The sequence below is a fragment of the Actinospineispora acaciae DSM 45401 genome, from assembly GCF_000620785.1.
GTDB lineage: Bacteria > Actinomycetota > Actinomycetes > Mycobacteriales > Pseudonocardiaceae > Pseudonocardia > Pseudonocardia acaciae.
On the sequence record NZ_JIAI01000006.1, the window covers coordinates 347431 to 367074 of the forward strand.

The window sequence follows — 19644 nt, forward strand, 5'->3', positions numbered from 1 at the left end:
TCCGGATACCCCCCCGGCTCGGTAGCATGCCGCGCATGCCCATCAAACTCGAGAACGTCGGCATCACCGTTCGGGACCTCGAAGCAGCTGTCGCCTTTTTCACCGACCTGGGTCTCACGGTCGTCGGTCGTGACACGGTCAGTGGTGAGTGGACGGACACCGCCGTCGGCCTTGATGGCAACCACGCCAACATTGCAATGCTCCAGACGCCGGACGGTCACGGTCGCATCGAGCTTTTCGAGTACATCAACCCCGAAGCGATCGGGACGGAGCCCACTCGTCCCAACGAGATTGGCATGCACCGCGTCGCCTTCTCCGTTGACGACATCGACGAGGCCCTCGAAATAGCCGCGAGGCACGGCTGCCGTCCGCTTCGTGGCGTCGCGACCTATGAGGACCTCTACAAGCTCACGTACGTCCGAGGCCCCAGCGGCATCATCGTGATGCTCGCCGAGGAGCTGAAGAAGAACCAGGTCAGTTGAGGCGAGCGCCGGTGTCGGGGTGGAAGAGGTGGAGGTCGTCGGTGATCGTGCGGAGGGTGATCTTGTCGCCCAGGTGGGCGCCGGAGCGGCCGGGGGCGCGGACGACGATGGGCTGGTCCGGGGCGTCGGCCAGGGTGCCGTAGAGGAAGGCGTCGCTGCCGAGCTCCTCGACGACGGTGACCTGGGCGGGGACGCCCTCGTCGGAGGGGCCGTTGGCGGTCCACTGTTCGGGGCGGATGCCGAGGGTCACGGACTCCAGGCCGGCGGCGCTGATCGCGGACCGGGCCGACGCGGGCAGCGGGACCAGGGCACCGCCGAGGCGGACGCCGCCGTCGGCCACCGGCACGGTGAACAGGTTCATCGACGGCGAGCCGATGAAACCGGCGACGAACGCGTTGACCGGCCGGTCGTAGAGCTCGACGGGGCTGGCGAACTGCTGCAGCTCGCCCAGCCGCAGCACCGCCACCCGGTGGCCCATGGTCATCGCCTCGACCTGGTCGTGGGTGACGTAGATGGTGGTCACGCCGAGGCGCTGTTGCAGGGCGGCGATCTCCGCGCGGGTGCCCACCCGCATCTTGGCGTCCAGGTTGGACAGCGGCTCGTCCATCAGGAACACCCGGGGCTCGCGCACGATGGCCCGGCCCATCGCCACCCGCTGGCGCTGGCCGCCGGACAGCGCGCGCGGCTTGCGGTCCAGGAACTCGGTGAGCCCGAGCGTCTCGGCGGCGGCGCGCACCTTCTCGTCCCGCTCGGACTTGGGCAGCCCGCGCATCTTGAGCGGGAAGTCCATGTTCTCCGCGACCGTCTTGTTCGGGTACAGCGCGTAGTTCTGGAACACCATCGCGATGTCCCGGTCCCGAGACGGCACGCCGACCATGTTGTCGCCGCCGATCCGGATCTCGCCGCCGTCGATCTCCTCCAGCCCGGCCAGCATCCGCAGCGCGGTGGACTTGCCGCAGCCGGACGGGCCGACGAACACCACGAACTCGCCGTCCGCGATGTCCAGGCTGAGCTTGTTGACGGCGGGCTTGGCGCCCGGCGTGTAGATGCGCGACGCCGAGTCGTACACGACCTCAGCCACGGTTCACCATCCCTTACTTCACAGCGCCGAAGGAAAGACCCTGGACCAGCTTGTTCTGCGCGATCCAGCCGGCCACGATCACCGGCAGCGCGGCGAGGGTGGCCGCCGCGCAGAGCTTGGCGAAGTAGAGCCCCTCGCTGGTGATGAAACCGACCAGGAACACCGGCACGGTGCCGGCCCTGGCCGCCGTCAGGTTGACGGCGATGAAGAACTCGTTCCAGGCGAAGATGACGCAGATCAGCGCGGTGGCCGCGATGCCGGGGGAGACCACCGGCAGCACCACCTCGCGCATGGTGCGCGGCAGCGAGGCGCCGTCGATGCTGGCCGCCTCCAGGAGCGCGGACGGTACCTCGAGGAAGAACGAGCGCATCATCCACACCGCGACCGGCAGGTTCATCGCGGTGTAGAGCACGACCAGCGTCCAGACGTTGTCCACCATGTGGATCTCGGTGACCACCACGTAGATCGGCACGATCGCGGCGACCACCGGCAGCATCTTGGTGCTGATGAAGAAGAACAGCACGTCGCGGGTCTTGGCCACCGGGCGCAGCGACAGCGCGAACGAGGCCGGGATGGCCAGCAGCAGCACCAGCACGGTGGAGACCAGCGTGGCGGTCAGCGAGTTGAGCAGGGCCGGCCCGACGCCGGAGCCGAACACCTCCGCGAACTGCTGCAGGGTCGGGGTGAAGAACAGCTTCGGCGGGCGGGTGTAGGCGTCGGACTCCTGCTTGAAGGCGGTCAGCACCATCCACAGCACCGGGAAGAAGAACACGATGCCGACCACCCAGGCCACCACCGCGAAGATCGCGTTGCCCCGGGTGCGCACGGTGGGCGTCGGAGCCACTGTTGGGGCGCTCATCAGGCTGCCTCCTCCTTCCCGCTGAAGGTGCGGAAGATCAGGCGCAGCGCGAACGAGGAGACGATGGTGGTCAGGATCGCCACCACCACGCCCATCGCGGCGGACTGGCCGATGTCGAAGCCCAGGAAGGCCCGCTGGTAGATGTAGAAGGGCAGGTTCGAGCTGGCGATGCCGGGCCCGCCCTGGGTCATCATGTAGATCGCGTCGAACGTGTTGATCAGGTAGATCGTCCCGAGCACGATGCCCAGCTCGATGAACCGGCGCAGGTGCGGCAGGGTGATCTCGCGGAAGATGGCCGGGCCGGTCGCGCCGTCCACCCTGGCCGCTTCGAGCACGTCGTCGGGCTGGCTCTGTAGGCCGGCCAACAGCAGCAGCATCATGAACGGCGTCCACTGCCAGATGATCGCCAGCATCACCGCGAACAGCGGGAAGCTGGAGATCCAGTCGGTGTGGCCGGCGCCGAACGGGGCCAGCGCGAAGTCCACCAGGCCGAAGTTCGGGTCCAGCAGCACCGTCTTCCACAGCAGCGCCGTGGCCACCGGGGTGATCAGGAACGGCGTGATCAGCAGGGTGCGGACGATGCCCCGGCCGGGGAAGGACCTGTTCAGCAGCAGCGCGAGCGCGAGCCCGAGGACCACCGCGATCAGGACGGCGCCCACGGTGAGCACCACCGTGTTCAGCATGACCTCGCGGAACTGGCTGTCGGTGAACACCTGGGCGTAGTTCTGCAGGCCCACGAAGTGCCGCGAGCCGGGGCGCACCAGGTTCCAGGACTGCAGCGAGTAGTAGATCGTGACCACGAACGGCAGCTGGGTCACGATGAAGGTGAAGACCAGCGCGGGCAGCAGCGGGATGCGGCGCACCCAGCCGTCGGCCGCCGAGCCAGGCCCGCGTTCGGGGCGCCCGGCCGCGCGGCCCGGCGTGGTGGCGGCCTCGATCGTCGTGGACGTCATCGCCTGGCCTCCCGGTAGGTGTCACCGACCGTCTGGGCGTACTTCTGCGACTGCTCCAGCGCCTCCGCCACGCTGACCTGGCCGGCGATCGCGGCGCTGACCTGCTGGCTGACCCGGGTGCCGAGGTCCTGGAACTCCGGGATGGCCACGAACTGGATGCCGGTGTACGGCACCGGGACGGCCGTCGGGCGCTGCTCGTCGGCGTTGTTCATCGCGTCCAGCGTGGGCTGCAGGTAGGGCGCGGCGGCCTTCCGGTACTCCGGGATCTGGTACGTGGACGCCCGCGAGCCCGGCGGCACGTGCGACCAGCCGAGCTTGTTGCCGACCAGGTGCATGTAGTCCTTGGACGTCATCCAGGACATGAACTGCCAGGCGGCGTCGGTGTGCTGGGAGATCTTCGGGATGGCCAGCGACCAGCTGTAGAGCCAGCCGGAGTGCGCCGTCTTCTCCACCGGCGCGGGGACGTAGCCGACGTTGCCGACGACCTTGCTCTGCTCCGGGTCCTCCAGCACGTTGACCACCGAGGTCGCGTCGTACCACATGGCGACGTTGCCCTGGCCGAACAGGTTCCCGCACTCGCCGAAGCTGGCCCCGGCCGGGCCGGGCTCGCCGTAGTTGCGCAGCAGGTTGACGTAGAAGTCCACGGCCTGGGCGGTGGCGGGGGAGTTGAGCTGGGCGTTCCAGTTCGTGTCGTACCAGCTGCCGCCGAAGGTGTTGATCACCGTGTCCAGCGGCGCGAGCACCTCGCCCCAGCCGGGCAGCCCGCGCAGGCAGATCCCGGAGACGCCGGCCTTCGGGTCGTGCAGCCTGGCCGCGAAGTCCCTGACCTGGGTCCAGGTCGGGTGCTCGGGCATGGTCAGGCCGGCCTTGGCGAACAGGTCCTTGCGGTAGGCCAGGAACGACGACTCGCCGTAGAACGGCACCGAGTAGAGGTGGCCCTGGTAGGACAGCGCCTCGCGGACCTTGGGCAGGAAGTCCTGAGGGTCGTAGCCGGGGGTGGCGTCGGCCAGCGGCTGCAGGTCGGTCAGCCAGCCGTTCTGCGCCCACTGCGGCGTCTCGTAGTTGCTGATCATGACCACGTCGAACTCGTTGCCCTCGGTGGCCACCGAGGCGGTGATCTTCGCGCGGGCCTGGTTCTCGGACAGGCTGACGAACTTGACGCGGATGTTCGGGTGGGCCTTCTCGAACTCCGGGACCAGCTCGATCGCGTCCTTCATCTGGGAGTTCGACACGATCGCCACGGTGACGGTGGTGACGCCGTCACCGCCGCCGCCCAGGGCGCCCGCGCCGGCGCAGCCGGGCAGCGCCAGCACGACCAGCAGGGCGAACAGGATCGACAGCCAGCCGCGCAGGCCGGCTCGCGGGAGCGGGGTTCGCGGTGGGGCCACGGTGCCCTCCATGGCTGAACTTTGTTATATCGATCGTTAACGGCAGTGCTCTACGTCACATCTGGAGGTACCATACGGCGGACGTAAGCGCTTGCGCAAGCGCTTACGTCGCATCTGTGGCGGGCGGGCTCGGAGGTGGCGACATCGCGACGATGGCGGACGTGGCGCGCCTCGCGGGGGTGTCGGTGGCCACCGTGTCCCACGTGCTCAACGGCACCCGGGTGGTCCGCCCGCATACCCGCGATCTGGTGCTGGCCGCCGTGCGCGAGGCCAACTACACGCCGAACACGGTGGCCCGGTCGCTGGCCACCGCCCGTACCACGACCATCGGGCTGGCCCTGTCGGCGATCTCCAACCCGTACTTCGGCGACCTGCTGCGCTCGGTGGAGACCGCGGCGGCCGGCGCCGGCTACACCCTGCTGCTGGCCGACCCGCGCGAGGAGCCGGACTACGAGCTGACGGTGGTGCGGCGGCTGCAGGCCCGCCGGGTGGACGGCCTGGTGCTCGCGCCGTCCGGAGAGCCGTCCGCCGCGCTGGCCCACCTGGCCGAGCAGCGGGTGCCGACCGTGCTGGTGGACCGGCTCATCGACGCCGGGCTGGACCAGGTGGGCTCGGAGAACGTCGGCCCGGTCGCGGACCTGGTCGGGCACTTCGCCGAGCGCGGCCACACCCGGATCGCACTGGTCGCCGGCCACCGCGGCCTGGCCACCACCACCGAGCGCCGCGACGGCTACCTGCTCGGGCTGCGCCGCTCCGGGCTGGTGACCGACCCCGACCTGGTGGTGGACGGCAACTCCGAGACCGAGGCCGCCCGGGATGCCGTGCACCGCCTGCTCGCGCTGGACCGGCCGCCCACCGCGATCATCGCCGGCAACAACTCCATGACCATCGGCACGCTCGCCGCGCTGCGCGACGCGGGGATCCCGGTGCCCGGTGGGATGGCGGTGGCCGGCTTCGACGACTTCCCGTGGGCGGACCTGTTCAGCCCGGGGCTGACGGCGATCGCGCAGCCGTTCGTGGAGATGGGCCGGCGCGCGGTGGAGATGCTGCTCGCCCGCATGGCCGCCCCCGACGCACCGGCCCGCACGGTGCGCCTACCGCCCACGTTCGTCCACCGCGACTCCTGCGGCTGCTAGGCGAACGTGGTCATGCTGCCCAGGTCGCCGGCGTCGGTGTTGGGGGAGGCGACCGCGCGCACCTCCTGGTAGAAGATCCAGAGGTGGCGGGCCACGGCCTGGCGGGCGGCGGTGGGGTCGCGGCGGCAGATGGTGTCCACTATGAAGGCGTGGTCGTCCGAGCGTTGGGAGGCGCGCGGCAGGCTCAGGGTGCGGCGGCGGAACTCGGTCATCTCCGGGACCAGGGGTTTGTACATGCCGGTCAGGGCCACGTTGTGCGCGGCCTGCACGATCGCCTCGTGGAACTCCTCGTCGGTGCGGACGAGCAGGTCCACGTCGGACTCGTGGGCGGCGTCGTGCACGGAGCGCAGCCTGCGCAGCTCGTCCAGCTCGTCGTCGCTGGCGCGCATGCAGGCCATGCCGGCGGCGGCGGTCTCCAGGGCGATGCGCACCTCGAGCAGCTCGGTGAGCGCGAAGCCTTCGGACACGCTCCATTTGACGTACTGGGTGGTCGGGTCGTCGGCGGGGGGTTCGCGGACGAAGGTGCCCTTGCCTCGGACGATCTCGATGACCCCGAGGGTGGAGAGCTTGCGCAGCGCTTCTCGTAGCGAGGTGCGGCCGACCTGGAGCTGGCGGGCGAGCTCGGGTTCGGAGGGGAGCCGGTCGCCGGGTTGGAGCGTGCCGTTGGTGATCGTCGCGGTGATCCGCTCGGCGATCACGTCCGGGAGCGGGCGCCGGGCCAGCGAGCCCGTCCAGTCCTGACCGACCTGTTGACTGATGTCAGACAAGTGGTTACCTTCCTGCCTAGCTCGTCACGGGGGACCCATCCTAGCGGCGGTCGGCGGGCGGCCCTCAGGACGACAGCAACGGCGCGGTTTGGAGTCAACCCTTATGCAACCCTCCGATGGATCACGGCCCATCCGGTACGGCGTCAGGTTCCCGCCGGCGACCTCGGCGCGCGACGTAGCCGACGCGGTGCTGCTCAGCGAGCGGAAGGGCTTCGACGTCGCCTGGATCGCGGACTCGCAGCTGCTCTGGCGCGACGTGTTCGCGGCCATGGCGCTGGCCGCCGACCGGACCGAGCGGATCACCCTCGCCACGGCGGTGACCAACTTCGTGTCGCGCCACCCCAGCGTGGTCGCCTCGGCGATCAACACGATCCACGAGCTGGCGCCCGGGCGGGTCGCGCTCGGCGTCGGGACCGGGGACAGCTCGGTGAAGCCGCTGTCGATGAAGCCGAGCACGCTCGCGCAGCTGCGCGGGGCCATCGAGATGGCGCGGACGCTGTTGGCCGACGAGTTCTACGAGTACGGGCCTCGGCGCTCGAAGCTGCGCGCACCGGTCGGGCCGGTGCCGGTGCACATCGCCGCGAGCGGGCCCCGGACGCTGGCGTTGGCCGGTGAGATCGCGGACGGCGTGTTGACCCTGGCCGGGATCTCGCCGGAGACCCTCGCGGCGACCCGGGCGGCGACGGAGGAGGGCGCGCGGCGGGCCGGGCGGGCGGTCGAGGACGTCGAGTTCACCGTCGGCGCGTTCTGCAAGATCACCGACGACATCGAGCGGGATGCCGCCATCCTCAAGCCGATCTGCCTGCACCTGGCCAGCATCGGCGGGCAGGAGTTCCTGCGGACCGCGGGCATCGAGCTGCCACCGCCGCCGGAGGTGCCCGAGGTCTACCCGGACATGGTGCATGCCGAGGACTGGGACCTCGCCGTCACGCACGCCTCGAAGTACGTCACCGACGAGATGGCGGTGAAGTTCGCCGGCGCGTTCTGCCTGTTCGGCAGCGTGCCGGAGATCCTGGACCGGATCGGCAAGGCCATCGAGCTGGGCGCGACCGGCTTCTACCTGCGCCACGTCGGCAACTACACGATGCCGCTGGAGCTGATCGAGAGCTTCGGCGACGAGGTCCTGCCGAAGGTGGCCCACTCATGAGTGACACGTTGTTGCGGTCGGCCGTCGAGCTGGCCCAGGTCCCGAGCGCGGTTCCGCTGGGCGGCGAGACGCTGATCGAGCCGGACGCGCCGGTGCTGGTGGAGTACGTGCAGCGCCACCTGCGGCCCCGGTTCGAGCGGCTGGGCGCGCTGGACATCATCGACCTGCCGGCCAACCAGTTCGCCGTCCGGTTCGGCACAGGCACAGACACAGACACAGGCACCGGCGCCGGCCCGTGCCTGGCGCTGGTCGCCTACACGCCCACCCAGCACCACAACCTGATGGCCGACCCCTGGTCCGGGCGGATCGCGACGCCGGTGTCGGACGGCATCGACGAGCCGTGCCTGTTCGGCCAGGGCATCACGCAGAACAAGGCGCACCAGGCGTGCCTGCTCGCCCTCGCGGACTGGCTCGTCAGCGAGCAGATAAAGCTGGACGGCACGCTGCTGCTGTGCGTCAACAACGAGGGCCGCAGCAGCCACGAGTGTTCACACCGGATGCTCGACGCTCTCCCAACCACCCCTGACCTGCTGGTCCAGCTGTTCCCGACCGGGTTCGACGTCACCGTCGGCAACCGGGGCCGGATCGACCTGTACGTCCGCGTGACCGGCACCGCCACCCACTCCTCGACGCCGCCGCCCGGCGGAGGCGTCATCGCCGCCACCACCGCGGTGCTGGCTCGCGTCGAGAAGCTCAACGAGGAGGTCACCCGGCGCACCGACCCCGAGCTGGGCCGCGAGCAGGTGATCCCGTACCAGGTGGTGTTCGATCCGCTCGCGCCGCACACCCTGCCGAACGCCGCCAAGATCACGCTCGACCGGCGGCTGCTGCCCGGCACCGACCCGGAGGACACCGCCGCCGAGCTGCGCAAGGCGCTCGACGAGGTCGCCACCCCCGGGTGCGAGGTCACCGTCGAACCCGGCGTGACGATGCTGCCCGCGCGCTTCCCCGACGACCGGGCCGACCTGCTCGCCCCGCTGGACGCCGCCATCGCCGAGCACCTGAAGCGCCCGGCGCGGCACACCATGTACGGCGGCAGCTTCGACGCGGGCGGGCCGTCCTCCCGAGGCATTCCCACCGTGATGTTCGGCGTGCCCGAGGAGGGTGACCTGCTCGGCGACGACTTCGTCCGCATCTGCGACCTCCGCGCGCAGGAGGCCATCCTCCGTCGAATGGTCACGGGGTTCTTCGCGGGCGGGAGCCGGTCATGAACCAGGCAAGCAAGGTCCTGTGCTCCAGCCTGATCGGCAGCACCGTCGAATGGTACGAGTTCTTCATCTACGGAACCGCCGCCTCGCTGGTGTTCGACAAGCTGTTCTTCCCGGAGTTCGACTCCGTGGTCGGCACGTTGTTGGCGTTGTCGACGTTCGCGATCGCATTCGTCGCCAGGCCGATCGGCGGGGTCGTGGTCGGCCATTTCGGCGACCGGCTGGGCCGCAAGTCGATGCTGGTGCTGACGTTGACGATGATGGGCGCGGCCACGTTCGCGATCGGCGTGCTGCCCACCTACCACCAGATCGGGGTCGCCGCGTCGATCCTGCTGGTGCTCATCCGGCTGGTGCAGGGCTTCTCGCTCGGTGGGGAGTACGGCGGGGCGGTCCTGATGAGCGTCGAGCACGCCCAGAAGCGGCGGCGGGGCCTGTTCGGCGCGGTGGTCAACACCGGCGCCGGGTGGGGGCTGCTGCTGGCGAACCTGGTGTTCCTGATCGTGTCGCAGCTGCCCGACCAGCAGTTCCAGGCCTGGGGCTGGCGGGTGCCCTTCCTGCTCAGCGCGGTGCTGGTGGCGATCGGGCTGTTCATCAGGCTGCGGCTGGGGGAGAGCCCGGACTTCGAGGCCGCCAGGCAGTCCGGCGAGGTGGCGAAGGTGCCGGTGGTCGAGGTGCTGCGCAAGCACGCCGGGCTGGCGGTGCTGATGTGCCTGGCCTACCTCTGCGCGGGCGTGACGTTCTACGTCGGCACGGTGTTCTCCCTGAGCTACGGCACCGGCCAGTTGGGCGTCAGCAAGAGCACCATGCTCTGGCTGGTGATCGCGGTGAACGTGCTCACCATCATCACCATTCCGCTGTTCGGCGCCTTGTCCGACCGGGTCGACCGCAAGCTCATATTCCTGGTCGGAATCGTCGGAATGGCGGTGTTGCCGTACGCCTGGTTCGGGCTGTTGGGTACCAAGAGCTTCGGGCTGATGCTGGTCGGGTTCCTGATCCTGTTCGTTCCGTACGCGGCGAACTACGGCGTGATGCCCACGTTCTTCGCGCACATCTTCCCGGTGAGCGTCAGGTACACCGGAATGTCCATCGGCTACACCCTGGGCACCGTGCTCGGCAGCGGGCTGGCGCCGGTGATCGCCACGTTCCTGCTGCACCGCGCCGGGGGCTGGCCAGCCATCGCGGTGTACATGAGCGCGGCCGGGGTGCTGTCGTTCGTGGCCGCGCTGTTCCTGCGCGAGCGCAAGGACGCCGAGCGGGACGTGCCGGCGGCGGTGAGCTGATGGAGTTCTTCCGACCGACCAGCCTCGTCGAGGCGTGCGCCCTGAAGGCCGAGCGGCCCGAGCTGGTCCCGATCGCCGGCGGAACCGACCTGATGGTGGCGCTCAACTTCGGCCGGGAGCGACCGCGCGGCCTGCTGGACCTGACGGGCGTCGACGAACTGCGGGCGCTCTGCGACGACGGGGACACGCTGCGGGTGGGCGCCGGCGTCAGCTACACCCGGATCACCGCCGAGCTGGCCGGGCCGGCGCCGGCGCTGGCCGGGGCGGCGCGCGCGGTCGGGTCCCCGCAGATCCGCAACCGGGGCACCCTGGGCGGCAACCTGGCGACCGCCTCCCCGGCCGGCGACGGCCTGCCGCCGCTGCTGGCCACCGGCGGCAGCGTCGAGCTGGCCTCGGCCGCCGGCACCCGCGAGGTGCCGGTCGGCGAGTTCTGCACCGGCCCCAAGCGCAGCGTGCTGGCCCCGGACGAGCTGGTCGTGGCCGTCCGTTTCCCTGCGCGGCGGGGGCCGCAGCACTTCGCCAAGATCGGCACCCGGAACGCGATGGTGATCTCGGTGGCCTCGGTGGCCGTCGCGCTGGACACCGGGGCGCGGCGGGTCGGGGTGGGCCTGGGGGCCGTCGCGCCCACCCCGATCGGGTCGCCGGAGTTTGCCGACGCCGCGCTGGACTGGGACGGCCGCGCGCCGCTGGAACCCGGCGCCGCCGCGCGGTTCGGCGAGCTGGTGGCGCGCGCGGCCGCGCCGATCGACGACGTGCGCGGCACCGCCGACTACCGCCGCCACGCGCTGCGGGTACTGACCGCGCGGTGCCTGAACTGGGTGTGGGACGACTACCGGAGGATCGACGAATGCGCCTGAGCTGCTCCATCAACGGGGTGCGCCGGGATATCGACGACGTGGCCGGCGGCGAGAGCCTGCTGTTCACGCTGCGCGAGCGGGCCGGGCTGGCCGGCTCGAAGAACGCGTGTGAGCAGGGCGAATGCGGCTCGTGCACGGTGTACCTGGACGGCGAGCCGGTGTGCGCGTGCCTGGTCGCGGCGCTGCAGGCGCACGGGCGGGAGGTCGTCACCGTCGAGGGGCTCGGCGGGGCGGACCCGGTGCAGCGCGCGTTCGTCGCCACCGGCGCGGTGCAGTGCGGCTTCTGCACCCCCGGGCTGGTGATGACCGCCCGCGAGCTGCTGCAACGCCGCCCGAACCCGTCCGACCCCGAGATCAGGGAGGCGCTGGCCGGCAACCTGTGCCGCTGCACCGGGTACGAGAAGATCTTCGACGCGGTCCGGCTGGCGGCGTCTCCGGCGGGGGAGTCGGCATGACGATCCTGGAGGCCGGCGAGCGGACCCGGCCGGGCACCGTCGGTGTCAGCACGCCCAGGGCGGACGGCACCGGCAAGGTCACCGGCGAGTTCGCGTTCTCCTCCGACCTGCACGCCGAGGGCATGCTCTGCGGCGCCACCGTGCGCAGCCCGTACCCGCACGCCCGGATCGTCTCGGTCGACGCCACCGAGGCGCTGGCCATGGCCGGGGTGCGCTGCGTGCTCACCCACGCCGACATCCCCGGCCTCAACCGCTTCGGGCTGGAGACGCGCGACCAGCCGGTGCTCGCCGAGGACGTGGCCCGCTACGTGGGCGAGCCGGTGGCCGTGATCGCGGCCGACAACCCGGAGGCGGCCCGGCGCGCTGCCGAGGCGGTGGTCGTCGAGTACGAGGAGCTGGAGCCGCTCACCGACCCCGAGCTGGCGCTGGCGTCCGGCGGTGTCGTGGCCCACCGCGCGATCCGCAGGGGCGAGCCGGACCCGGTGGCCGACGTGGTGGTGCGCGGCAGCTACCAGGTGGGCATGCAGGACCAGGCGTTCCTCGGCCCGGAGTCGTGCCTGGCCCTACCGACCGTGCTGTCCGACGGGGCCGGCGGCATCGAGCTGTACTGCTCCACCCAGTGGCTGCACATCGACCAGGCGCAGCTCGCCGACGTGCTCGACCTGCCGGCCGAGCGGGTCCGGCTGACCCTCTCCGGCGTCGGCGGCGCGTTCGGCGGCCGCGAGGACCTCAGCGTGCAGGCGCACGCCTGCCTGCTCGCGCTGCGCACCGGCCGGCCGATCAAGATGGTGTACCAGCGCGAGGAGTCGTTCTCCGGGCACGTGCACCGGCATCCGGCGTGGATGGAGTACGAGCACGGCGCCACCCGGGACGGGCGGCTGGTGTACGTGCGGGCGCGGATCCTGCTCGACGGCGGGGCGTACGCGTCGACCTCGCAGGCGGTCACCGGCAACGCGGGGTGCTTCGCCGCCGGGCCGTACGAGGTGCCGAACGTGCACGTCGACAGCTACTCGGTGTACACCAACAACCCGCCGTGCGGCGCGATGCGCGGCTTCGGGGCGGTGCAGGCCTGCTTCGGCTACGAGTCGCAGATGGACAAGCTGGCCGCTGAGCTCGAACTGGACCCGGTGGAGTTCCGGGCGCGCAACGCGGTCCGCACCGGCAGCGCGATGGCCACCGGACAGCGCATCGACGGCCCGGCGCCGGTCGCCGAGCTGCTGCGCCGGGTGGAGGCGATGCCGCTGCCGGAGGGCCGGACGGGGCTGCCCGGCGGCACCGGCAACAGCACCCGGGGCGAGGGCGTGCGCCGGGGCGTGGGCTACGGCGTCTCGGTGAAGAACATCTGCAAGTCGCTGGGCTACGACGACTACGGCACCGCCCGGGTGCGGCTGGCGGTGGTCGGCGGCGAGCCGGTCGCCGAGGTGCACACCGCCGCCGCCGAGGTCGGGCAGGGCCTGGTCACGGTCCAGGCGCAGATCGCGCGCACCGAGCTGGCGATCGACCGGGTGGTGGTCGTCCCGGCGGACACCGACGTCGGCGACGCGGGCACCTCCTCGGCGTCCCGGCAGACCTGGGTCTCCGGTGGCGCGGTCCGCGACGCCTGCGTGGCCGTCCGCGAGCGGCTGTTCGAGCTGGCCTCGGCCGCGTTCGGCTCGCCCGTGAGCGAGCTGCGGCTGGACGGCGGCGAGGTCCGGTGCGAGCGTTCCGGGGCGCGGGCGTCCGTGGCCGAGCTGCTCGGCGGCTCCGAGCTGGACGAGACCCGGGTGTTCCGCCACCGGCAGACGTTCCCGCTGGACCCGGAGACCGGCCAGGGCGACGGGCATGTGGCGTTCGCGTTCGCCGCGCACCGGGCGGTGGTGGACGTGGACGTCGAGCTGGGCCTGGTCCGGGTGGTGGAGATCGCGTGCGCCGAGGACGTCGGCAGGGCGATGAACCCGGTGGCGGTGGAGGGCCAGATGCACGGCGGGATCGCCCAGGGCCTGGGGCTGGCGCTGATGGAGGAGCTGCAGGTGGCCGACGGGCACATCCGCAACCCGTCCTTCACCGACTACCTCATCCCGACCACCGTGGACATGCCGCCGGTGCGCCTGGACATCCTGGAGCTGCCGCGCGACGACTCGCCGTACGGGCTGACCGGCGTCGGCGAGCCGGCGCTGCTGTCCTGCCCGGCCGCCGTGGTGGCCGCGATCCGGGACGCCTGCGGCGCCACGCTGGACCGCATCCCGGTCCGGCCGGAGATGATCACGGCAGGGCAGACGCCGTGAGCAGCTCCAGCTTGGCGTGGCCCTCGGTGCCCGGGGGAGCGGTGAGCACCAGCAGCGCCTGGGACTGGTCCTCGGTGAACAGCGCCTGGCAGTCCAGCTCGACGGCGCCCAGCTCGGGGTGGAGGAACGTCTTGTGGTCCACGAACCGCTTGGACACCTCGTGCCGTTCCCACAGCCCGGCGAACTCGGGGCTGGCCTCCCGCAGCGCCCGCACCAGCTCGCCGGCCGGTGAGTTCGGGCCCATCGCCCCGTAGGCGGCCCGCAGGTTGGCGACCTGGGCGCGGGCCTGCCGGTCGCGGTCCCGCTCGGCGTAGCGCAGCCGCTCGGCGGGATCGGTGAACCAGCGGTAGAACTCGCTGCGCTCCAGCCCGGTGCGCCCCGACCGGTCGCCGAGCAGCGCCTTGGCCATCCGGTTCTGCGCCAGCGTCTCGCCCAGGCTGGACAGGATGAGCGCCGGGGTGTCGTCCAGGCGCTCGAACACCCGCAGCAGCGCGGGCGCGACCCCTGTCGCCGGCGCCATCCGCGTCGGGGCGTTGTGCCCGGACACCCGCAGCAGGTAGTCCCGTTCGCCGTCGTCCAACCGCAGCGCCCGGGCCAGCGAGGCCAGCAGCTGCTCGCTGGGCTGCGGGCCGCGCCGCTGCTCCAGGCGCGTGTAGTAGTCGGTCGACATCACCGCCAGCGCCGCGACCTCCTCGCGGCGCAGCCCCGCCGTGCGACGCCGCGCGCCCGAGGGGAGCCCGACGTCCTCGGGCCGCAGCCCCCCCCTGCGGCGGCGCAGGAACTCGGCCAGTGCCGTGCGGTCCATGTGGTCCAGTATCGACTGGACTCCCTCAGGACGAGGAGATGTCCAGCACCACCTGGTTGCCGCTCACGCCGCGCAGCGAGACGGTGACCTGGCCCTGGTCGGAGGCGACCGTGGAGGTCCCGCTCGGGCCGCTGACCGTCACCTGGCTGCTGGAGCCGGTGCTGTCGTCGGTCTGCTCGATGGTGACCTGGCCGTCGTTCACGGTGACCGAGGTCTTCACCCCGCGCACCTCGAACCGCGCCGGCGCGGTGACCTGGACCTGGCAGGTCCCGTCCTTGCAGGCGTCGAGGTTCGTACCGTCCGAGGCAGGCGGCAGCGGCCCGGAGCCGGCCACCGAGGCACTCGACGGGGCCGGCGCGGACGGTGGTGGTGACGGCGCGGCCCCGTGCCCGCAGCCGGCCAGCGCGAATGCCACCAGCACCGCGCCGACCCCATACCGAACGCTCGTCCGAGTGCCCATCGCGTTTCACCCCTCGCCTCGACCGGCAGTCGGCCGTGATACTGCCAGCCATGGCGGATGCGCGGAGGGTGGCCGGGGTGGATTCCTCGACCCAGGCGACCAAGATCGTCGTGGTCGACGTGGAGTCCGGCGAGACGCTGCGCGAGGGCCGAGGCGCGCACTGGCCGAGGCGGCGCGCGGCGGCCTGCTGGACGGGGTGGACGCCATCTCGGTCGCCGGCCAGCAGCACGGCATGGTCCTACAGGACGCCGACGGCGAACCGGTGCGCGACGCGCTGCTGTGGAACGACACCCGCTCGGCCGGAGCGGCCCGCGAGCTGATCGACGAGCTGGGCGGGCCGGAGGCGTGGGCCGCCGAGACCGGCACCGTCCCGGTCGCCAGCATCACCGCCACCAAGCTGCGCTGGACCGCGCGCGCCGAACCCGAGGTGGCCGCCCGCGCCCGCCGGGTGCTGCTGCCGCACGACTGGCTGACCTGGCTGCTCGCCGGCCGCCCGGACACCGCCGTGACCGACCGCGGCGAGGCGTCCGGCACCGGGTACTGGTCCACCGTGACCGGCGAGTACCGCCCCGACCTGCTGCGCATGGCGTTCGGCCGCGACCTGGAGGTGCCCAGGGTGTGCGCGCCCGACGAGCGGGCGGGTATCGCCTCCGAGCTCTGCCCCGGCGCCGTCCTGGCCGCCGGCACCGGCGACAACATGGCCGCCGCCCTGGGCGCCGGCGCCGAACCGGGCGACGTCCTGGTGTCCATCGGCACCAGCGGCACCGTGTTCGCCGCGCACGAACGCCCCAGCGCCGACCCCACCGGCATCGTGGCCGGGTTCGCCGACGCGACCGGCCGCTACCTCCCGCTGGTCGCCACCCTGAACGCCGCCAGGGTGCTGCGCGCCGGCGCCGACCTGCTCGGCGTGGACCTCGCCGAGCTGGACCGCCTCGCGCTGTCCGCCGACCCGGGCGCCGGCGGCCTGGTGCTCCTGCCGTACCTGGAGGGCGAACGCACCCCGAACCGGCCCGACGCCCGTGGCGCACTGGCCGGCCTGACCGGCGCGAACGCCACGCCCGCCAACCTGGCCAGGGCCGTCGTGGAGGGCATGCTCTGCGGCCTGGCCGACGCGCTGGACGGCCTGGTCGCCCAGGGCGTCCCGGTACGCCGCGTGCTGCTCCTCGGCGGCGGCAGCCGCTCGACGGCGGTACGAGCCCTGGCCCCCTGGGTGTTCGGCGTCCCCGTCACCGTCCTGGCCGCCGCCGAGTACGTGGCCCTGGGCGCCGCCCGCCAGGCCGCCTGGGCACTCACCGGCACCCCACCACCGTGGCCCCGCCCCGAAGAAGCGAACCTCGCCCTCCCCACCGGCGCCGCCGAAGCCGCCGCCCGCGTCCGCACCGCGTACTCAAAAGTCCGCGAGTCGGGGTTTCTGTCAGGGTGAGTCGCTAGTTTCAGCACATGCGCATGGAGTCGGTCGCGATCGTTGTCGAGGACTACGACCCGGCCATCGAGTTCTTCGTCAAGGCCCTCGGCTTCGAGCTGGTCGAGGACTCGCCCGCGCTGACCAACGACGGCCGCCCGAAGCGGTGGGTGGTGGTCCGCCCGCCCGGCGCCGAGACCGGGATCCTGCTTGCCCGCGCGGACGGCGACCATCAGTCGGCCGTCGTCGGGAACCAGGTCGCCGGCCGGGTGGGGTTCTTCCTGCGGGTCGACGACTTCGACGCGGCGTACGCCCGGATGACCGCCGCGGGCGTGGAGTTCATAGGCCCTCCGCGCAGCGAGCCGTACGGGCGGGTCGCGGTGTTCCTGGACGTCGCCGGCAACCGCTGGGACCTGCTCGGGGCGGACCGCTGACCTACCGAGAGCTCCTCACCCGGCCCGTGCTGGCCTGGGCACTCGTCGCCATCGGCGCCCGGCTGCCCGTCGCGATGGCCCCGCTCGCGCTGGTCTTCGCGGTGCGCGAACGCCCCGGCGGGTACGCGACGGGTGCCGGGCTGGGCGCCGCGTACGTGATCGGCGAGGTGGTGGGCGCCGCGCTGCTCGGGCCTCGGCTGCGCCCGGAGCGGGCCCGCGGCGCCCTGGTGGCGGGGTTGGCGACCGGGGCCGTCGCGTTCGCCGGTCTCGGGCTGGCGCCGCAGGCGCACCCGCTCGTGCTCGGAGCCCTCGCCCTACTTGCCGGGGCCGCGCCCGCCGCCGCACCCGGGGGCCTGCGCGCCCTGCTGACCTCGCCGCTCCCGCCCGCACTGGCCGTCAAGGCGCTCAGCGCCGAGGCCATGCTCACCTACGGCGTGTGGGCCGCCGCCCCCGCGCTCACCGGCGTGCTCGCGCTGAACGTCGCCCCGGCGCTCCCGCTGCTGCTCGCCGCCGCTCTGATGGCCTCGGCCACGGCCGGAATGTGGACACTGCCCGCCGGCTGGGCGGCGCACGGCGGGGACGGCACCTCACTGGCGCGCACGCTCGCCCGCGCCTGGCCCATCTACGTTACCGGCGCCGCCGCGATGTCGCTGCTGGCGCTGGCCGAGCTGGTGCTGCCGGCGCTGCTGGAGCAGCGGGGGATCGGCGTCGGCTGGACGGGCCCGCTGCTCGCCGGGTTCGCGGTCACCTCCGCCGCCGGGGCCGGGCTCTACGGCCTGCGCGGCGCCTGGCCCGGTTCGCTGCGCGCGCAGAGCCTGGTCCTGCTGCTCGCCGTCACCGGGTGCGTGACGGTGGTCGCCACGGCGGGCTCGCTGCCCTGGATCGCGGGCGCACTCCTCGCCGCCGGGCTGCCGCAGTCCGGCGTGCAGGTGACCCGCACCCTGTCGCTGCGCGAGACGCTGCCGCCCAGCGCGCACGCGGCGGCGTACTCGGTGATGTACGCGGCGGTCGGCATCGGTTACACGGCCAGCGCCGCGTTGGCCGGCGCGGTGCAGGCGGTGGCCCCGCCGTCGGTCGCGGTGCTCGCCGGCGTCGGGCTCACCCTGCTGCTGGTGGCGGCCAGCGCGGTGGGTGACAGGAGAGTTGCGTAGTTCTACCGATCCGGCCGGCGCGCCAGGGTCGGAGCCTGGCGGTATGACCAACTCCCAGGCCCCCGGCACGCCGAGCGGGGCGTTCCACGTGCAGGCCATCGTCTCGTTCGCGATCTCCCTGGGCGCGGTGATCGTCGCCATCGCGTACCTGCCGGACAGCGGCTGGGTCCGCGCGTTCCTCGCCCTCGGCGTGCTCTACCTGACGACCTCGGCGTTCACCCTGGCCAAGTGCATCAGGGACAAGCAGGAGACGCTCAGCGTGACCAGCAGGATCGACCAGGCGCGGCTGGAGAGGCTGCTCGCCGAGCACGACCCGTTCCGGTCATCGGGGTCCTGAGCCGCCGAGCACCTCGTTGAGGTCGAACCGGACGGGCTGCTCCAGTTGTGCGTACGTGCACGACTCCGGGTCACGGTCCGGGCGCCACTGGACGAACTGGGTGGTGTGCCGGAACCGGGGGCCTTCCATGTAGTCGTACCGGACCTCGACGACGCGCTCCGGGCGCAGCGGCACGAACGACAGGTCCTTGCCCGCGTTCCACCGGCTGGTCTCGCTCTTGCGCGGCGTGCGGTGGCCCTCCTCCTGGCGCGCCCACGCCCACGGATGGTCGTCGAACGTGGTGACCAGCGGCTGCAGCTCGGTGAACAGCTCGCGCCGGCGCGCCATCGGGAACGCCCCGACCACGCCCACCGAGACCAACCCGGCGTCCGGGCGGTTCTCGTCGAACAGCCCGAGCAGCAGCGACCCGATCGCGTCCGGCCCCGACTTGTGCACCCGGTAGCCGGCCACCACGCAGTCGGCGGTGCGCACGTGCTTGATCTTGAACATCAGCCGCTTGTCCGGCTGGTAGGTCAGCTCCAGCGGCTTGGAGATCAGCCCGTCCAGCCCGGCGCCCTCGAACTGGTCGAACCATTGTTCGGCCAGCTCGCGGTCCCGGGTGGCCGGGGTGACGTGCACCGGCGGGTGTGCGCTGGCCAGGGCGTCCTCCAGGGCGCGGCGCCGGTCGATCAGCGGCTCCTCGGTGAGGTCCCGGTCGCCGACGGCGAGCAGGTCGAACGCGATGAAGCTGGCCGGGGTCTCGGTGGCCAGCAGGTTGACCCGGCTGGCCGCCGGGTGGATCCGCTGCTGGAGCGCCTCGAAGTCCAGCCTGTTGTGCTCCGGATCGACGATCACGATCTCGCCGTCGATCACCGCGCGGTCCGGGAAGTTGGCCTTGACCGCCTCGACGACCTCGGGAAAGTACCTGGTCATCGGCCGCTCGTTGCGGCTGCCGATCTCGACGTCGTCACCGTCCCGGAAGATGATCGAACGGAAGCCGTCCCACTTGGGCTCGTAGAGCTGGTCGGCCGGGATCGTCCCGACCGGCTTCGCGAGCATCGGCTTGACCGGCGGCATAACGGGTAGCTGCACCCCGCCATTGTGACCCGTGGCCGCCTGGGCCGGTCACATCAGGTGAGCACGGGTCGGCTCGTCGTGCCTCGGGCCGGGGTCGACCGTGTCGCCGGCTGAAGTGGCCG

The 19644-nt window shown here is 72.2% G+C and carries 19 protein-coding genes and 1 pseudogene; 12 read left to right on the forward strand and 8 right to left on the reverse strand.

The genetic code is table 11. The features are described 5' to 3' along the window. The first annotated feature begins 35 nt into the window (after positions 1-35). Positions 36-482 carry a VOC family protein gene (locus tag N912_RS0127315; RefSeq protein WP_028924900.1) on the forward strand — a complete coding sequence of 149 codons (447 nt, stop codon included), beginning with the start codon at positions 36-38 and terminating at the stop codon, positions 480-482. Here the strand turns inward: N912_RS0127315 and N912_RS0127320 are convergent. The 4 genes from N912_RS0127320 to N912_RS0127335 are packed head-to-tail and all read right to left on the reverse strand — an operon-like array spanning position 475 to position 4775. Continuing rightward, the gene (locus N912_RS0127320) at positions 475-1563 is read right to left on the reverse strand and encodes an ABC transporter ATP-binding protein (RefSeq protein ID WP_028924901.1); all 1089 of its coding nucleotides are present in this window, start codon (positions 1561-1563) and stop codon (positions 475-477) included. The genes N912_RS0127315 and N912_RS0127320 overlap by 8 nt on opposite strands. A gap of 13 nt (positions 1564-1576) precedes the next feature. After that, entirely contained in the window at positions 1577-2422 is an 846-nt protein-coding gene (locus N912_RS0127325; protein WP_028924902.1) for a carbohydrate ABC transporter permease, read from the reverse strand. Further along, on the reverse strand, positions 2422-3375 hold the full coding sequence (locus N912_RS0127330) for a carbohydrate ABC transporter permease (protein ID WP_028924903.1): 954 nt from the start codon (positions 3373-3375) through the stop codon (positions 2422-2424). Before N912_RS0127330 ends, N912_RS0127325 begins: the two co-directional genes overlap by 1 nt. Next, complete coding sequence (locus N912_RS0127335) at positions 3372-4775, reverse strand: ABC transporter substrate-binding protein (protein WP_156994051.1); 1404 nt, start codon at positions 4773-4775, stop codon at positions 3372-3374. Before N912_RS0127335 ends, N912_RS0127330 begins: the two co-directional genes overlap by 4 nt. 140 nt (positions 4776-4915) lie before the next feature. On the opposite strand from N912_RS0127335, the gene N912_RS0127340 reads away from it, so the two are divergent. Then, a complete protein-coding gene (locus tag N912_RS0127340; RefSeq protein ID WP_245645438.1) occupies positions 4916-5899 on the forward strand; it encodes a LacI family DNA-binding transcriptional regulator in 984 nt (327 codons plus the stop codon). Here N912_RS0127340 and N912_RS0127345 read toward each other — a convergent pair. Continuing rightward, a complete protein-coding gene (locus N912_RS0127345) occupies positions 5896-6666 on the reverse strand; it encodes a FadR/GntR family transcriptional regulator (protein ID WP_084211254.1) in 771 nt (256 codons plus the stop codon). The two genes, N912_RS0127340 and N912_RS0127345, sit on opposite strands and share 4 nt — an antisense overlap. A 103-nt stretch (positions 6667-6769) precedes the next feature. On the opposite strand from N912_RS0127345, the gene N912_RS0127350 reads away from it, so the two are divergent. The 6 genes from N912_RS0127350 to N912_RS0127375 are packed head-to-tail and all read left to right on the forward strand — an operon-like array spanning position 6770 to position 13877. Then, a complete protein-coding gene (locus tag N912_RS0127350; protein WP_028924907.1) occupies positions 6770-7813 on the forward strand; it encodes an LLM class flavin-dependent oxidoreductase in 1044 nt (347 codons plus the stop codon). Further along, the gene (locus tag N912_RS0127355) at positions 7810-9024 is read left to right on the forward strand and encodes a M20 family metallopeptidase (protein ID WP_028924908.1); all 1215 of its coding nucleotides are present in this window, start codon (positions 7810-7812) and stop codon (positions 9022-9024) included. The genes N912_RS0127350 and N912_RS0127355 overlap by 4 nt, the downstream gene beginning before the upstream one ends. Next, entirely contained in the window at positions 9021-10301 is a 1281-nt protein-coding gene (locus tag N912_RS0127360; protein ID WP_028924909.1) for an MFS transporter, read from the forward strand. Before N912_RS0127355 ends, N912_RS0127360 begins: the two co-directional genes overlap by 4 nt. After that, a complete protein-coding gene (locus N912_RS0127365) occupies positions 10301-11158 on the forward strand; it encodes an FAD binding domain-containing protein (RefSeq protein ID WP_028924910.1) in 858 nt (285 codons plus the stop codon). The genes N912_RS0127360 and N912_RS0127365 overlap by 1 nt, the downstream gene beginning before the upstream one ends. Further along, positions 11149-11613, forward strand: coding sequence for a (2Fe-2S)-binding protein (locus N912_RS0127370; protein WP_028924911.1), 465 nt, complete (start codon positions 11149-11151; stop codon positions 11611-11613). The genes N912_RS0127365 and N912_RS0127370 overlap by 10 nt, the downstream gene beginning before the upstream one ends. Next, positions 11610-13877, forward strand: a complete 2268-nt coding sequence (locus tag N912_RS0127375; protein WP_037066749.1) for a xanthine dehydrogenase family protein molybdopterin-binding subunit — start codon at positions 11610-11612, stop codon at positions 13875-13877. The genes N912_RS0127370 and N912_RS0127375 overlap by 4 nt, the downstream gene beginning before the upstream one ends. Here N912_RS0127375 and N912_RS0127380 read toward each other — a convergent pair. Both N912_RS0127380 and N912_RS0127385 read right to left on the reverse strand, forming a co-directional pair. Continuing rightward, on the reverse strand, positions 13855-14682 hold the full coding sequence (locus tag N912_RS0127380; RefSeq protein WP_028924913.1) for a helix-turn-helix transcriptional regulator: 828 nt from the start codon (positions 14680-14682) through the stop codon (positions 13855-13857). The genes N912_RS0127375 and N912_RS0127380 overlap by 23 nt on opposite strands. Positions 14683-14707: 25 nt before the next feature. Then, positions 14708-15142, reverse strand: a complete 435-nt coding sequence (locus N912_RS0127385; RefSeq protein WP_156994053.1) for a hypothetical protein — start codon at positions 15140-15142, stop codon at positions 14708-14710. Between the two features lie 50 nt (positions 15143-15192). On the opposite strand from N912_RS0127385, the pseudogene N912_RS54940 reads away from it, so the two are divergent. From N912_RS54940 to N912_RS0127405, 4 genes and pseudogenes are all read left to right on the forward strand, one after another. Next, positions 15193-16565 (forward strand): annotated as a pseudogene (locus tag N912_RS54940) (xylulokinase). Positions 16566-16582: 17 nt separating this feature from the next. Continuing rightward, on the forward strand, positions 16583-16978 hold the full coding sequence (locus N912_RS0127395) for a VOC family protein (protein ID WP_028924915.1): 396 nt from the start codon (positions 16583-16585) through the stop codon (positions 16976-16978). A 26-nt stretch (positions 16979-17004) separates the two neighbouring features. After that, positions 17005-18129, forward strand: coding sequence for a hypothetical protein (locus N912_RS54945; RefSeq protein WP_211261410.1), 1125 nt, complete (start codon positions 17005-17007; stop codon positions 18127-18129). A gap of 43 nt (positions 18130-18172) precedes the next feature. Further along, entirely contained in the window at positions 18173-18466 is a 294-nt protein-coding gene (locus tag N912_RS0127405) for a YiaA/YiaB family inner membrane protein (RefSeq protein ID WP_028924916.1), read from the forward strand. Here the strand turns inward: N912_RS0127405 and N912_RS0127410 are convergent. Further along, the gene (locus N912_RS0127410; RefSeq protein WP_028924917.1) at positions 18452-19537 is read right to left on the reverse strand and encodes an ATP-dependent DNA ligase; all 1086 of its coding nucleotides are present in this window, start codon (positions 19535-19537) and stop codon (positions 18452-18454) included. The two genes, N912_RS0127405 and N912_RS0127410, sit on opposite strands and share 15 nt — an antisense overlap. Positions 19538-19644: the final 107 nt, after the last annotated feature.

Excerpts from the sequence above, each read along its gene's own strand:
- N912_RS0127315 (WP_028924900.1), top strand. The coding sequence starts at position 36 with ATGCCCATCAAACTCGAGAACGTCGGCATCACCGTTCGGGACCTCGAA.
- N912_RS0127405 (WP_028924916.1), top strand. The coding sequence starts at position 18,173 with ATGACCAACTCCCAGGCCCCCGGCACGCCGAGCGGGGCGTTCCACGTG.
- N912_RS0127355 (WP_028924908.1), top strand. The coding sequence starts at position 7,810 with ATGAGTGACACGTTGTTGCGGTCGGCCGTCGAGCTGGCCCAGGTCCCG.
- N912_RS0127340 (WP_245645438.1), top strand. The coding sequence starts at position 4,916 with ATGGCGGACGTGGCGCGCCTCGCGGGGGTGTCGGTGGCCACCGTGTCC.
- N912_RS0127375 (WP_037066749.1), top strand. The coding sequence starts at position 11,610 with ATGACGATCCTGGAGGCCGGCGAGCGGACCCGGCCGGGCACCGTCGGT.
- N912_RS0127365 (WP_028924910.1), top strand. The coding sequence starts at position 10,301 with ATGGAGTTCTTCCGACCGACCAGCCTCGTCGAGGCGTGCGCCCTGAAG.
- N912_RS0127330 (WP_028924903.1), bottom strand. The coding sequence starts at position 3,375 with ATGACGTCCACGACGATCGAGGCCGCCACCACGCCGGGCCGCGCGGCC.
- N912_RS0127350 (WP_028924907.1), top strand. The coding sequence starts at position 6,770 with ATGCAACCCTCCGATGGATCACGGCCCATCCGGTACGGCGTCAGGTTC.
- N912_RS0127325 (WP_028924902.1), bottom strand. The coding sequence starts at position 2,422 with ATGAGCGCCCCAACAGTGGCTCCGACGCCCACCGTGCGCACCCGGGGC.
- N912_RS0127395 (WP_028924915.1), top strand. The coding sequence starts at position 16,583 with ATGCGCATGGAGTCGGTCGCGATCGTTGTCGAGGACTACGACCCGGCC.
- N912_RS0127370 (WP_028924911.1), top strand. The coding sequence starts at position 11,149 with ATGCGCCTGAGCTGCTCCATCAACGGGGTGCGCCGGGATATCGACGAC.
- N912_RS0127385 (WP_156994053.1), bottom strand. The coding sequence starts at position 15,142 with ATGGGCACTCGGACGAGCGTTCGGTATGGGGTCGGCGCGGTGCTGGTG.
- N912_RS0127335 (WP_156994051.1), bottom strand. The coding sequence starts at position 4,775 with ATGGAGGGCACCGTGGCCCCACCGCGAACCCCGCTCCCGCGAGCCGGC.
- N912_RS0127380 (WP_028924913.1), bottom strand. The coding sequence starts at position 14,682 with ATGGACCGCACGGCACTGGCCGAGTTCCTGCGCCGCCGCAGGGGGGGG.
- N912_RS0127360 (WP_028924909.1), top strand. The coding sequence starts at position 9,021 with ATGAACCAGGCAAGCAAGGTCCTGTGCTCCAGCCTGATCGGCAGCACC.